Annotated in this window: 12 protein-coding genes; 10 read left to right on the top strand and 2 right to left on the bottom strand. The window is 43.8% G+C overall.

Going from position 1 to position 14,700, the window contains the following annotated elements; all coding sequences use genetic code 11:
* The 8 genes from walK (at position 1) to rlmN (ending at position 8,596) form a co-directional block, all read left to right on the top strand.
* A complete protein-coding gene (gene walK / locus AS888_RS06910) occupies positions 1–1,833 on the top strand; it encodes a cell wall metabolism sensor histidine kinase WalK (protein ID WP_061141428.1) in 1,833 nt (610 codons plus the stop codon).
* Positions 1,830–3,167 (top strand): YycH family regulatory protein, encoded by a 1,338-nt coding sequence (locus AS888_RS06905; protein WP_061141427.1) that lies wholly within the window; start codon positions 1,830–1,832, stop codon positions 3,165–3,167. The genes walK and AS888_RS06905 overlap by 4 nt, the downstream gene beginning before the upstream one ends.
* On the top strand, positions 3,154–3,951 hold the full coding sequence (locus AS888_RS06900) for a two-component system regulatory protein YycI (RefSeq protein WP_061141426.1): 798 nt from the start codon (positions 3,154–3,156) through the stop codon (positions 3,949–3,951). The genes AS888_RS06905 and AS888_RS06900 overlap by 14 nt, the downstream gene beginning before the upstream one ends.
* A gap of 6 nt (positions 3,952–3,957) precedes the next feature.
* Positions 3,958–4,752, top strand: a complete 795-nt coding sequence (locus AS888_RS06895; RefSeq protein ID WP_061141425.1) for an MBL fold metallo-hydrolase — start codon at positions 3,958–3,960, stop codon at positions 4,750–4,752.
* Between the two features lie 271 nt (positions 4,753–5,023).
* Positions 5,024–6,244 carry a S1C family serine protease gene (locus tag AS888_RS06890; protein WP_061141424.1) on the top strand — a complete coding sequence of 407 codons (1,221 nt, stop codon included), beginning with the start codon at positions 5,024–5,026 and terminating at the stop codon, positions 6,242–6,244.
* Positions 6,245–6,410: 166 nt separating this feature from the next.
* Positions 6,411–6,572, top strand: coding sequence for a CxxH/CxxC protein (locus tag AS888_RS24925; RefSeq protein ID WP_081092338.1), 162 nt, complete (start codon positions 6,411–6,413; stop codon positions 6,570–6,572).
* Between the two features lie 398 nt (positions 6,573–6,970).
* Positions 6,971–7,450, top strand: a complete 480-nt coding sequence (rlmH, locus tag AS888_RS06885; protein WP_061141423.1) for a 23S rRNA (pseudouridine(1915)-N(3))-methyltransferase RlmH — start codon at positions 6,971–6,973, stop codon at positions 7,448–7,450.
* Between the two features lie 78 nt (positions 7,451–7,528).
* Complete coding sequence (gene rlmN, locus AS888_RS06880; protein WP_061141422.1) at positions 7,529–8,596, top strand: dual-specificity RNA methyltransferase RlmN; 1,068 nt, start codon at positions 7,529–7,531, stop codon at positions 8,594–8,596.
* Between the two features lie 57 nt (positions 8,597–8,653).
* On the opposite strand, the gene AS888_RS06875 is transcribed toward rlmN, so the two are convergent.
* Positions 8,654–8,986 (bottom strand): heme oxygenase, encoded by a 333-nt coding sequence (locus tag AS888_RS06875; protein ID WP_061141421.1) that lies wholly within the window; start codon positions 8,984–8,986, stop codon positions 8,654–8,656.
* A 273-nt stretch (positions 8,987–9,259) separates the two neighbouring features.
* Between AS888_RS06875 and AS888_RS06870 the strand changes: the two genes are divergently transcribed.
* Both AS888_RS06870 and AS888_RS06865 read left to right on the top strand, forming a co-directional pair.
* Entirely contained in the window at positions 9,260–10,708 is a 1,449-nt protein-coding gene (locus tag AS888_RS06870) for a DEAD/DEAH box helicase (protein ID WP_061141420.1), read from the top strand.
* Between the two features lie 522 nt (positions 10,709–11,230).
* A complete protein-coding gene (locus tag AS888_RS06865) occupies positions 11,231–13,300 on the top strand; it encodes a catalase (RefSeq protein WP_061141419.1) in 2,070 nt (689 codons plus the stop codon).
* Positions 13,301–13,373: 73 nt separating this feature from the next.
* Here AS888_RS06865 and pepT read toward each other — a convergent pair whose 3' ends face one another.
* Positions 13,374–14,609 (bottom strand): peptidase T, encoded by a 1,236-nt coding sequence (gene pepT / locus AS888_RS06860; RefSeq protein ID WP_061141418.1) that lies wholly within the window; start codon positions 14,607–14,609, stop codon positions 13,374–13,376.
* Positions 14,610–14,700 lie beyond the last annotated feature (91 nt).

Raw genomic sequence — 14,700 nt, 5'->3', positions numbered from 1 at the left:
ATGAAAAAGGTTGGTTTTTTTCGCTCGATTCATTTTAAATTTGTTCTGATTTATGTGCTGCTCATCTTCGTGGCGATGCAAATAATCGGGGTATATTTTGTTGGCGAATTGGAAGAGAATCTTGTCGGGAATTTCACGAAATCGATAAAGGGCCATGTTAACCTGCTCACCTATAGCATTGGTGAAGAAATGGAGCAAGAGCGGGGGGAGGAAGATCCGACCCTCGAAGAAGCCATTGATACGATACTGACAGACCGGGATAATTCATCCAATGATATATCTGAGGTCCGTGTGATCGACACCCGCAGCAGAAGGGTAATCGGAACCTCGGACCCCAGCAAGCAGGATATTGTCGGGAAAAAGACAACGGAAGTCCTCATCAAGAATACGCTCATCTATGGGAAAGAGGATAGTGACGTTTTCCGCGATCTTAAAACTGGAAGAAGGCTCTGGGTCCTTTCGACGCCGATTGAGGCAAATGGAGAGGTCATTGGAGCCGTCTATGTCATAGCCGAGATGGAAAATGTGTTTGAGCAGATGGATGAAATCAATAGCATCTTCATGACGGGTACGGCCATTGCCTTGGTCATAACCGCCATTTTGGGGATCCTGCTCGCAAGAACGATCACCCGGCCCATGTCGGATATGAGGAAACAGGCCCTGGTGATGGCAAAGGGGAATTTTTCCAGAAAAGTCAGGGTATATGGCGATGACGAAATTGGTCAGCTTGCCGTCACTTTCAATAATTTGACCAAAAAGCTTCAAGAGTCGCAATCAAGCACGGAAGGAGAGCGGCGCAAGCTATCATCCGTTCTTTCCAATATGACGGACGGCGTTATTTCGACGGACAGACGGGGCCGGGTGAACTTGATTAATGAACCGGCGGCACAGCTTCTGAATATTTCGCGTGACACGGTCATGAACCAGCCGATCATTGAGGTATTGGGTCTTGAAGAAGAATATAAATTTGATGACTTACTGGAAGAACGCGAATCCGTCATCCTTGATTACAGCAAGAAGAATCGCCCGTTCATTTTGAGGGCGAACTTTTCGGTGATCCAAAAGGAAACGGGCTTCGTGAATGGTTTGATTACTGTTTTGCATGACATTACGGAGCAGGAAAAAATCGAGGGTGAACGCAGGGAATTCGTTGCCAACGTGTCCCATGAGCTGCGGACCCCGCTTACGACCATGAGGAGTTACCTGGAGGCATTGGCTGAAGGGGCATGGAAGGATGAGGAAATCGCTCCATCCTTCCTAAGTGTGACCCAAAATGAAACGGAGCGAATGATCCGGCTTGTCAATGACCTGCTGCAGCTTTCGAAAATGGACAGCAAGGATTACAGGCTTAAAACGGGCTGGGTCAATTTCAATAAATTCTATGACCATATCATCGATCGATTTGAAATGACGAAAAATGATGATATAACGTTTAAGCGCGATTTGCCTAAAGAAGCTTATTTCGTCGATATCGATGAGGATAAGATTACCCAGGTTCTTTATAATGTTATCTCCAACTCGTTAAAGTACTCACCTGAAGGCGGTCAAGTGACCTTCCGGGCCAGGGCTTCCGAAGGCTTCATCGTTGTAAGCATTACAGATCAAGGAGTGGGAATCCCCAAAAACGTCATTGATAAAATATTCGACCGGTTTTACCGTGTCGATAAAGCAAGGGCGCGGAACTTAGGCGGAACCGGCCTTGGCTTAGCGATCGCAAAAGAAATGGTCGTGGCGCATGGCGGGAAAATTTGGGCGGAAAGTGTGGATGGAAAAGGAACTACGGTATTCTTTACACTTCCTTACGAACAGGAAGAAGAGGATGATTGGTCATGAATTTTGAACGTGCAAAAAGCATAATACTGATTATATTGGTGGGGACGAGCATTTTCTTGACCTGGAGCATCTGGACGTATGAGCCTGAATATGATCAATTGAGTCAATCGTCGGATTATATAAAGATAAAAAGCGATGTCGAGATCGTCAGTGATGTCATTAAACCGGTCAGTATCCTTTTTCATGGCAATGGGCAGCATTTCCAGACCTCCGACCCAATTGAAATAGGCAAGATGGAAAAGGAATATACGCAATGGAGCTTTAAGGGTGTCAAAGAGATATCGGTAAAAAGGCTGCAAAGGAAATTCGATGACTTCGTCCATGAAGACGGATCGATTGAAATTCAATTTTCCGATGATGTCCCGATTTCCATCTATAAAACGTTATTGAACATTACCGATAAGGAAGTCCCTACTTTTTCCTTTGACCGGATTATCATAAAGCAAAGGGATATCGGTCAAAATCAGTCTGCCGTTTATTTTGTTTCATATGGTCAAGAGAAAATCTATCAAGGCATGGTGGATTCAAAAAAAATACAAGGTTTCATGAATAGGTATTATACGGGTTCTTACAATAAGCACCCTGAATACACAGCAGAAGTGATAAACAGTAAAAAGACGCTGTTCGTACCGGAAAAACCGGTGGAGATTAAAAGCTTTCAGTATTATATCGATAATTTGGATATAGCAAATCTGAAGAATGCATTATTTAATTTTCCTAAGTATGTGCGCCAGGAATCGGTTTCGGTCGGCGATGAATACACGGATGGAACAAGGCTGATGACGATCAACAAGGAAAATTACCTGATTTCTTATATCAATCCGGGACAAAAGAACAAGTTTGTTGGCAGTTCGAGTGATCTTCTGCAAAAAAGCATAGATTTCATCAATGATCATGCTGGCTGGGAGGATAACAACTACCGCTACGCCTATATGTCGGAGACTGAGCAACGGGTGGTTTTCCGGTTATTCGTAAACGGTTATCCTGCCTTCAATGAATATGGAATGACTGAAATCGAACAAATCTGGGGCAAGGAAGAGATTTATAGCTATGAACGTCCATACTTTTCACTTGCCTCGGTTCTCCCATCAGAAGGATCATTGAAGACGTTAGCAAGCGGCAGGGAAGTATTGAATCAGTTGAAATCAAAGGATAATATCGATTTCAAGAACGTGGAGGACATCACGATCGGGTATAAACTGAATAAATCCCTTGATTCCAAGCTTGTCACCTTAGTCACCCTTGAACCGACTTGGTATTATCGGATCGGCAATAAATGGTTCATTGTGCCTTTTGAAGGAGATGCGGGAGGCGATCAAAGTGGATTGGAATAATACAAAGTCAATATTCATCATGGTTTTCTTCGTTTTGAATATTTTTCTTCTTTATCAATTCCTTGAAAAAATCAATGACTACCAATATGAAAATTTCGCGGAATCCTCAACCGAAGAGCTTTTGAAGGAAGATGATATTTCAATAGAAGTCCCTCTTCCGAAACAAAAGCTGAAGGACCAATTCCTGACTGCGAAAAGCAAGACGTTCGAGAAGAAAGATATCCAGTATTTGAAAAATCAAAAAGCGAAGATCATAGATGATAAGAAGCTGGTCGGCACTTTCAAAACGCCAGTGGTCATGAAGACGGACATTCATGAGGCAGACCTTGATGTATTCCTGAAGGACTATATACTGAATGGCAGTGAGTACCGCTTTTGGAGTTATGACAAGACCACCCAGACGATCATCTGCTATCAAGTGGCAGATAATAAGATGTTTTTTAATAACAGTATGGGGAAGGTCACTTTATATTTGAATAAAAAAGGTGAAATCGTCTCCTATGAGCAGATGTATTTAGAGAAACTTGAAAAATTCAATAAACCTAAAGAATTAGTGACTCCCATGAAAGCCATTAGAGCTTTATACGATAATCGTGATATTGTACCAAAAAGCAAGGTTACGAATGTGAAACTGGGTTTTTATAATTCGCTGCAAACGACATCCATGTCCCATTTACTTGTACCGACTTGGTGGATCGTCCTTGATAACGAAACGGATCTCTTCGTGAATGCATTTGATGGAGAGGTCATTGAATTAAATACTGAAGAAAAAATACTGGAGTGAGTATAGATGACTATGCATTTTAGTGTTCTCGCCAGCGGGAGTACGGGAAATGCCTTTTTCGTGGAAACGGAGGATCAATCCTTCCTTGTCGATGCCGGATTGAGCGGCAAGGCGATGGAAGCATTGTTCCAGGATATAGGCCGTGATATGTCGAAATTATCCGGAATCCTTGTTACCCATGAACATAGTGACCACATAAAGGGACTGGGCGTGGTCGCGAGAAAACATAAGCTTCCGATATATGCGAATGCAAAGACATGGAATGCCATGGAACGCTCGATCGGAGAAATTGCTACCGAGCAAAAATTCACATTTGAAATGGAACAAATCAAAACGTTCGGCAGTCTTGATATCGAGTCATTCGGTGTTTCGCATGATGCTGCCGAGCCGATGTTTTATGTCTTCCATCATGAAGATAAGAAGCTGGTGGTCATCACTGATACAGGTTATGTAAGCGATCGGATGAAAGGGATCATATCGAATGCCGATGCCTATGTATTCGAAAGCAACCACGATGTTTCGATGCTGAGGATGGGTAAATACCCATGGAGCATCAAGCGCCGCATTTTAAGTGATGTTGGACATGTCTGCAATGAAGATGCCGCTCTTGCGATGAGTGAAGTGGCCGGTGATAAGACGAAACGTATATACCTGGCCCACTTAAGCCTTGATAACAATATGAAGGATTTAGCAAGAATGTCGGTGGAACAGACCTTGAAGACAAAGGGGATAATCGTCGGGGAGCAATTTTCCTTATACGACACTGACCCGAAAAGACCAACGGAACTCGTTACGTTATAAATGATATGGGATGGATAAGGGAAACCTTGTTCATTCCTTTTTTATTGGTAAAAATTCCTTTCGAAAGGTTACAAACTGGTTTAATTGGGGTATCGTTTGGTTACAACTGTATAAGTATAGGTAAAACGGCGTACTTCAGACAATGGATCTCCCTTTTGAATTACAGGTACATTTTTTTAGAAAAAATCCGGTAATTGAGTATAATTGAGGAAGGATACCAAACAATAGAATGGCTATTATTACTTTCCTAAAATGAGAGGATGAAGCGGTCTTGGGTTATTATGATGATCATGATGAGAACCGAAATAAACGGAAAAAGGGCCATGCCAGCTATTTTCTAACTGGCTTGGGCGGCGCCATCGTTGGTGCTTTACTTATTTTATTAGTATTTCCGGGAAGCGGATTGCTTAATTCCGGGAATAACGAAACATCAACGCAGAAATCAACCAGTAATCAGCCTTTGAAGCAATCGCAGCAAAGCCTTGCTGTAGATGTAACTAGTGCCGTCACAGATGCCGTCGATAAGGCAAGTGATGCAGTGGTAGGCATCACCAACATCCAGGAAACGAACTTCTGGGGACAAGGGAGCAATGCTGAGGACAGTTCGGCAGAAGCAGGAACAGGCTCAGGTGTCGTTTATAAAAAGGCTGACGGAAAAGCCTATATCGTTACGAATAATCATGTTATTGAAGGGGCCAATGAACTGGAAGTCACATTAAGTGACGGCACCAAATTGCCTGCAAAGCTGCAAGGAAGCGACCCGTGGACAGATTTAGCGGTCATTGTCGTGAATAGTGACAAGATCAAAACGATTGCAGAGTTCGGAAAATCGGCAAAATTGAAGCCAGGTGAGCCAGTGATCGCGATTGGTAACCCTCTGGGCCTCCAATTCTCCGGATCGATTACACAGGGAATCATCTCCGGCTTGGAGCGAACGATAGAGGTCGATATCAATGAGGACGGACAAGTGGATTGGAACGCGGAGGTCATCCAGACCGATGCAGCCATCAACCCAGGCAACAGCGGGGGGGCCCTCGTAAATATGTCGGGGCAGGTCATCGGGATCAATTCGATGAAGATTGCAGAAAATGCAGTGGAGGGGATCGGACTCTCCATCCCGATCGATTCGGTCATTCCAATCATCAACGATATCGAGGAGTTTGGCGAAGTGAAACGTGCCTTCTTAGGTGTGAATTTGGCATCCGTAGAAGAAATTTCAAAATACCATCAGCAGAATACATTAAAACTGCCAAAGAAAGTGACGGCAGGTGTTGCCATAACGGGCGTCCAAAGCAACTCCCCGGCATCAAAAGCAGGATTGAAGGAGTTTGACGTCATCGTTGGAATGGATAATGAGGAAATCCATGATGTCGTGGAACTAAGAAAATACCTCTATAATGATAAGAAAATCGGCGACAAGGTTAAAATCATTTATTACCGTGATGGGAAGAAAGAATCGACTGAAGTCACACTTTCAAACAGCGAAATATAAAACGTGGGAGGACAGGGGGCAGCGATGCTTCCTGTCCTTTATATTCGCTTGCGCTTTTTTTATTTTTTGTTACGATTACCTGTGGATATATGTCGATGTTAAAGATGCCGCGCACCTTGTGGATAATTGGTTTTTGTAAAAAGGAAAAGGAAAGGGGGAAGGAAGGATGGAATTATATTGCTGTCAGGAACACGTGGAAATGGCGTTGGATGAAGTGGTGTACGAATGTGAAACCTATCCGGTTTTAACGCAAGTGTCGGAAGAAAAACAGTTATCAACAACCTGTGAATATTGTCGAAACGTGGCAATATATCTAGTAGGGAACTAATATTCCCATACAAGATGTGGATAGAAAATGTGGATATGTGGATAACTTTTGTGGATAAGATGTTTGTAACCTGTTCTTAACATTTCTTGACGTTTCATTTCATCAAGGCTGGGGATAAGATTGGGTGCAGGAATCGTGAACATATCTTCGGAAAATCCATTTGGAGGGGAACGAACAAGTTAGCCATGCGCTTTTTTCTCGCTGAATCATGGATTGCCGCTGATGCCTCTAGGTCAGCGGTTTTTTTGTGGGAAAAGTGATGCTGATGGACGGGGATGAACCATCCTTGCAATTGGAAGTGATTTGCTTGTTTTGCTTATAGGCATCCGTAAGGTATGATAATAGGTAGGCAAATCCTAGAACTGATACGAAAACATAAGGAAAGTTAGAGGATATATATGAAAATAACGATCATGACGGTAGGCAAGCTAAAAGAAAAATACTTAAAGCAAGGCATTGCTGAATATGCAAAAAGGTTAAGCGCCTATGCTAATATAGAACTTATTGAAGTACCGGATGAAAAAGCACCAGAGAACTTGAGTGCCGCGGACATGGAGATCGTAAAGCAAAAAGAGGGTGAACGCATCCTGGCCAAAATCAGCCCTGACACCTATGTCATAACACTTGAGATCAATGGTAAGCAGCTTACGTCCGAGCAGCTGGCCACACATATCGACCAGCTGGCCACTTATGGGAAGAGCAAGATAGCCTTTATCATTGGCGGGTCGCTCGGTCTCGGGTCCGAGGTGATAGCAAGAAGTGATTATGCACTATCCTTCTCTAAAATGACCTTTCCGCATCAATTGATGAAATTGGTTTTATTGGAGCAAATATATCGGGCCTTTCGGATAAATAGAAATGAACCGTATCATAAATGAACCGATTTTTAGAGGGAACACGTGTAAGGATAAAGGATTGAACGACTAAATTTTAATGTAATGAAAAGAGGGTAACGAATGAAGAAAGATTCCATTTATGGTTTAACATTCGAGCAATTATCAGCATGGCTTTTGGACCATGGCCATAGGAAATTCAGGGCACAGCAAGTCTGGGAGTGGCTTTATCGGACACGTGTGACGAGTTTTTCTGAAATGACGGATGTTAATCAAGACTGTATCCAATTGCTGGAGGAGCATTTTTCGATCCAGACCTTAACTGTTCACGTTAAGCAGGAGGCAGCTGACGGCACGATCAAATTCCTGTTTAAATTGCAGGATGGCAACCTTATCGAAACCGTTATGATGAGACATAAATACGGGATTTCTGTTTGTGTCACCACCCAGGTCGGCTGCAATATCGGCTGCAGTTTCTGTGCAAGTGGTTTATTGGCGAAAAGCCGCGATTTATCCAGCGGGGAAATCGTTGAACAAATCATGAACGTTCAACTGCATCTGGATACACTGGAGCAAAAGGATCTCGTCAGCCATGTCGTGGTGATGGGGATTGGCGAGCCATTTGATAACTTTGAAAACATGGTCGACTTTTTGAGGGTGCTCATGGATCATAAGGGTCTTGCCATCGCTGGCAGGCGCATTACCGTTTCGACGAGCGGCCTTGCCAAAAAGATTTATGAATTCACAGATCTGCAATTACAGGTGAATCTAGCTATCTCCCTGCATGCACCTAATAACGATCTGAGGACGCGAATCATGAAAATCAACAGGGCGATCCCGATTGAAAAATTAATGAAATCACTTGATTATTATTTGGAAAAAACGAATCGGAGAATTACGATTGAATATATCCTATTGAAGGATGTCAATGATCATCAAGAAGAAGCCGAGCAGCTTGCCAATCTTCTGGAGGATAAAAAACATCACCTCTATGTCAACCTGATTCCATATAATCCTGTAGATGAGCATAGCCAATATCAAAGAAGTGAAAAAGAGTCCGTTCTCGCCTTCTATGATACGTTGAAAAAGAGGGGCGTCAATTGTAAAATCCGTCAAGAGCATGGAACGGATATCGATGCGGCCTGCGGACAGCTACGAAGCAAGCAAATCAAGAAAGCAGAAGCACAATGATTAGTTTGAACTTGAAAACAAAGAGGCTGCTTCAATAGCGGCCTCTTTGCCATGATGTTATTTCGCTATTTCCTTTACTGAGGCAACTTCATACGTAGTAAGCTCGCTGCCTATGATCGGCGATTCTTTTTTAGCGGAATCGGAACTTGCTTCTGGCCGTTTATGTGCAGCTTTAAATGCATCACTATTTCTCCAAGCAGTGAAGTTATCGAGGTTCTCCCAGTACATATTAACACTCAGTTCATCATGATCCGTCAGGTTCTGCGTCAATAATACTTCCACCTTCACAAAACCTTCCATCGCATCAAGCGGACCTGGTGCAGTAAATCCTGGCGCCATCACTGCCCCCATCCCTTTTTTGACTCTGATTCTATTCGTCACGATTATCATAAATCAGCTCTCCTTTTGGATAACAGTAATTCAATCCACACCCTTTGGACATACATATTTTAGCATGTTGAAAAGCAGCCGGTCCATTTTGATTCATCACAATCGTTTTCCTCTATCGTCCATTTTGAAGAATTCATTATTTTGAAATAAGAAAGGGAATTTGATTATTGCAACGTTTATCGTTCCATATCGCGTATAATAGTAATTTGAATAAGAAAATTACGATCATGGAAACAATAATGCATGATACTACACAATAAATGAGGCTGTCATATGAATGAATTGAATTTTTCTGATTATACATTAAGTGATGAAATCGTAAGGGCATTGGAGAACTTGGGTTATCAAAGCCCGACCGAAGTGCAGCGTGAGGTGATCCCAGTCGCATTGAAAGGGGAGGACCTTGTCGTGAAATCGCAAACCGGAAGCGGCAAGACCGCTTCATTCGGGATACCGATATGTGAGATGGTCGATTGGGGGGAGAATAAGCCGCAGGCCCTTATTTTAACGCCGACACGTGAGCTCGCTGTGCAGGTAAAAGAGGATATCACCAATATAGGCAGGTTTAAACGCATAAAGGCCACTGCGATTTATGGAAAACATCCATTTGCCTTGCAGAAAGCGGAATTGAAGCAAAAAAGCCATGTGGTCGTGGGAACACCGGGCCGAGTCCTGGATCATATCGTGAAAGGGACATTTGCTTTGGAGCGCCTTACACATTTGGTTATTGATGAAGCCGATGAAATGCTTAATATGGGCTTCATCGAACAAGTGGAGGCCATCATTAAGGCGCTTCCGAAAGACCGGGTGACGATGCTCTTTTCTGCTACGCTGCCCGAGAGCATAAAGAAGTTGTGCAAGCAATATATGAAAGATCCCCTGGACATTGAAATCAAAGCGAAGGGTCTTACGACTGACAAAATCGAGCATGCCCTCATTGAAGTGAAAGAGGATGATAAATTCTCCCTGCTCAGGGATATCACGATTATCGAAAATCCTGATAGCTGCATCATTTTTTGCCGGACGAAGGATCGGGTCGACCAAATATGTGAACAGCTGGTGGAGCTAGATTATCCTTGTGATATGATACATGGCGGCATGATCCAGGAGGATCGCCTCGCAGTGATGAATGAATTCAGAAGGGGCGAATTCCGCTATTTGGTCGCGACGGATGTTGCCGCACGCGGAATCGATATTGATAATATCACCCATGTGATCAACTATGACCTCCCAATGGAGAAGGAAAGCTATGTACACCGGACAGGAAGAACGGGCCGTGCCGGTAAGAAGGGAAAAGCCATCACGTTCGTCACACCGTACGAGGACAAATTCCTGACTGAAATCCAAGATTATATCGGCTTTGAAATTTCCAAGCGGGCTTTCCCTTCAAAAGAAGAGGTATCAAACAAAAAAGCGGATTTCGAGGCAAAACTCGAAGCACGTCCAAAGATGAAAAAAGATAAAAGTGAAAAATTGAACAAACAAATCATGAAGCTATACTTCAATGGCGGGAAGAAAAAGAAAATCAGGGCTGTTGATTTTGTCGGCACCATCGCTAAAATTGATGGAGTGAATGCAGCGGACATCGGGATCATAACGATTCAGGATAATGTCTCTTATGTGGAAATCCTCAATGAAAAGGGACCGCTCGTCTTGAAAGTGATGAAAAATACCAAAGTCAAAGGCAAGCTCTTGAAGGTGTCAGAAGCATTTAAAAACTAAAGTAGCGGAATTAAAGAAGCGGGAAGCCCAAAAAATGGCCTTCCCGCTTCTTATTTTTATATGACTTATTTACATCCCAAGTATGACAAAACTAAGGAAGGAATAATTCGACCAAACGGATGGTGATCCGACCAAATGGGACAGTAATTCGATCCAAACGGGTGGTGATCCGACCAAATGGGGAGATGATTCGACCTAAACGGGGATAATCCGCCCAACCGGGAGATGATCCGACCAAACATGGAGATAAATCGCCCCAACCGGGTGATAATTCGACCAAACATGGAGATAAATCACCCCAATTAGTGATAATCCGCCCAAACATGAGATAAATCGCCCCAATCCGACGATAATCGGTCCTACACCAAAATAACTAGTATTCTCTGTATAATTTTTGAATTCTGCTGTTTATCTCTCGAAATAGAGTGGTATATGAGGAAGAATAACGTAATTACTTCCAATAATGAAAATACATACAACATGAAATAACCTTAATTTTTGACATGGAGGGGAATGAAAAGAATGGTGAATGAAAACGAAAGTGGAAAAATCAATGAGCAAAGCAAAAATCGGCAGTTGGATCAATATCGGGTGGATGATAGTGGGAAAAAGATGACGACTAATCAAGGCTTGCGCATTTCGGAGGATGAGCATTCTTTGAAGGCGGGAACCCGCGGCCCGACATTAATGGAAGATTTTCATTTCCGTGAAAAGATGACCCATTTTGACCATGAGCGAATTCCTGAGCGAATCGTGCATGCACGTGGATCAGGGGCACACGGATATTTTCAAGTATATGAGCCGATGGCTGAATTTACAAAGGCCAAGTTTCTTCAAGACCCTTCGGTCAAGACTCCTGTATTCGTCCGGTACTCCACTGTAGCAGGATCGCGCGGATCGGCGGACTCGGTTCGCGATGTCAGGGGATTCTCGACAAAGTTTTATACAGAGGAAGGAAACTATGATTTGGTCGGGAATAATATGCCGGTATTTTTTATCCAGGATGCAATTAAGTTTCCGGATTTGATTCATGCGGTAAAGCCGGAGCCTCATAATGAAATTCCGCAGGCTGCTTCTGCCCATGATACTTTTTGGGATTTTGTTGCCAATAATGAGGAAACGGCACATATGATCATGTGGCATCTTTCCGATCGGGCGATACCGAGAAGCTTCAGGATGATGGAAGGGTTCGGTGTTCATACATTCCGCTTTGTGAATGAAGAAGGCGTATCCCATTTCGTTAAATTCCATTGGAAGCCCGTCCTTGGAGTGAAATCGCTCGTCTGGGATGAAGCCCAGAAAATCGCCGGGAAGAACCCCGATTTTCACCGCCAAGATTTGTGGGAAGCGATTGAAACAGGCAATTACCCTGAATTTGAATTTGGCGTGCAAATGATCAAGGAGGAGGATGAATTCAATTTCGACTTTGACATTCTCGATCCTACTAAACTATGGCCGGAAGAACAGGTGCCGGTGAAAATAATCGGGAAAATGGTGTTGAACCAAAATCCTGATAACTTCTTTGCGGAAACGGAACAGATTGCTTTCCATCCGGGGCATGTTGTGCCGGGCATTGATTTTTCCAATGATCCGCTGCTTCAAGGGCGTTTATTCTCTTACACCGATACACAGCTATCCCGATTGGGTGGACCGAATTTCCATGAGCTTCCGATAAACAGGCCAGTATGCCCTTTTCATAACAATCAGCGCGATGGGATGCATCGGATGACAATCAATCCAGGACCGGTCAGCTACCATAAGAATTCCCTTGCAGGTAACTCCCCGGAACCGGCTTCCGAAGCGGAGGGCGGCTATGCGCACTATCAGGAAAAGGTCGATGGCAGGAAGGTGCGCCAGCGCAGTGAAAGCTTCAAGGACCATTACAGCCAAGCTAAACTATTCTGGAATAGCATGACGGAAGTGGAGAAGGAGCATATTATTGCCGCTTTCCACTTTGAAGTGGGGAAAGTGAAAAGTAAGGACGTCCAGCAGCAGGTTGTCGAGATGTTCAGCAATGTAGATTTCGAACTGGCCCGAACAATTGCCAAGGGTGTGGGAGCGAATCCTCCAACCAACAGGAATGAGGCTGAGACCGAGTTAACCTCTCCCGCGCTAAGCCAAGAGCAAATGAAAGTGAAAACGGCCGCAACCAGAAAAGTGGCAATCCTGGCTGCCGATGGTTTCAACGCATCTGAGGTTAATCAAGTATTGAAATCGTTCAAGGCGGCAGGAATAACTGCGGAGATCGTCAGTATTAATCGGGGAATGATTACAAGTTCAACAGAACAGCAAGTTGAAGTGGAGCAAACATTCCTGACAGCCGATTCGGTACTGTACGATGCCGTTTATGTAGCAGGAGGTCAGAAAAGTGTTGATGCTCTAAAAGCATCGAAGGACTCCATTTTCTTTGTGAATGAAGCTTACAATCATTTCAAGGCAATTGGTGCGGGCAAAGAAGGTGCTGATATCCTAACGAAGGCAGGCATAGGTTCCTTTGATCCCAATGCAGGCGTTGTGGCCATCACGGATGAAAATAGCGGCGCTGCCTTTATCGAGGCCATTGCCAAGCACCGACACTGGATACGCGCATAATGGAAAAACCCCAGACCGCTTAGGTTTGGGGTTTTCCTTTATGAAAAAGGTCATTCGTGAGATTTCTATAAAGCTACTTCGCTTTTCTTTCAAAGAGGGAGGCAATTTCAACGATCACCTTTGTGGCCAGCATCATATTATCGACGGAAATAAATTCATATTTGCCATGAAAGTTCTCACCGCCGGTGAATATATTAGGTGTCGGCAGGCCCATATACGATAATTGAGATCCATCCGTTCCACCGCGGATTGGCGAGATTTTTGGTTGTATACCGAGTTTTTCCATGGCTTCATGGGCGATGTCCACGATTTCTTTGACTGGCTCAATTTTTTCCCTCATATTGAAATATTGGTCCTGCAATTCAAGCTGGATACGTTTTTGTCCATACTTTTCTTTTAGTTCCTTGGTGATGTGCGTCATATATTCCTTGCGCTCATTGAATTTTTGGCGATCGAAATCCCTGATGATGTAGGAAAGCCTAGTCTCTTCGACATCGCCTTGAAAGGATAGCAGGTGGTAAAAACCTTCGTAGCCCTCCGTATGTTCCGGTGCTTCTGCCGCTGGGAGCATATTGTGAAATTCCATGGCGATTTTAGCAGAATTGACCATCTTTCCTTTAGCGGTACCGGGGTGAATGTTGGTCCCACTGATTTTGATTTTGGCCGATGCCGCATTGAAGCTTTCATATTCAAGTTCGCCAAGGGGGCCGCCGTCAACTGTATAGGCAAATTGGGCAGCAAAAGCATCGACATCAAACTTATGCGGGCCTCTGCCGATTTCCTCATCCGGTGTAAAGGCGACACGGATTTTTCCATGCTTGATTTCCGGGTGCTGTATCAAATGATCCATGGCCGTCATGATTTCGGCAATGCCGGCCTTATTATCTGCGCCCAACAGGGTTGTCCCATCCGTCGTAATTAAAGTATGCCCTTCATAATCCTTAAGTGAAGGGAATTCATTCGGTGAGAGGACGATGTCCAATTTTTCATGTAAAGTAAGAGCGCGTCCATCATAGTTTTCAACGAGCTGCGGTTTTACGTTTTTCCCTGTGAAATCCGTTGCTGTATCGATATGGGCCAAAAACCCGATCGTCGGGACATCCTTATCCGTGTTGGCTGGAAGCGTCGCCATTACATAGCCATTATCATCAATCGTCACTTCTTCCATGCCTATGGATTGCAACTCCTTCACTAAAGCATTTGCCAAGGTCAGCTGACCAGGTGTGGAGGGGCAGGAGGGATTTTCCTCATTTGATTGTGTATCCACTTTCACATAAGAAGTAAATCTATTAATGATTTCATTCTTCATTTGTCCATCAGCTCCTTTTTACCTTATCTTACCATGAAAGGTTGTCTGGCCATGAGAATTTTTTTGAATTTTCAAAGCGAAGAACAGCATG

This window comes from Peribacillus simplex, assembly GCF_001542915.1.
GTDB classification, from domain to species: Bacteria; Bacillota; Bacilli; order Bacillales; family DSM-1321; genus Peribacillus; species Peribacillus simplex_B.
This window is presented reverse-complemented; position numbering and strand designations above follow the sequence as displayed.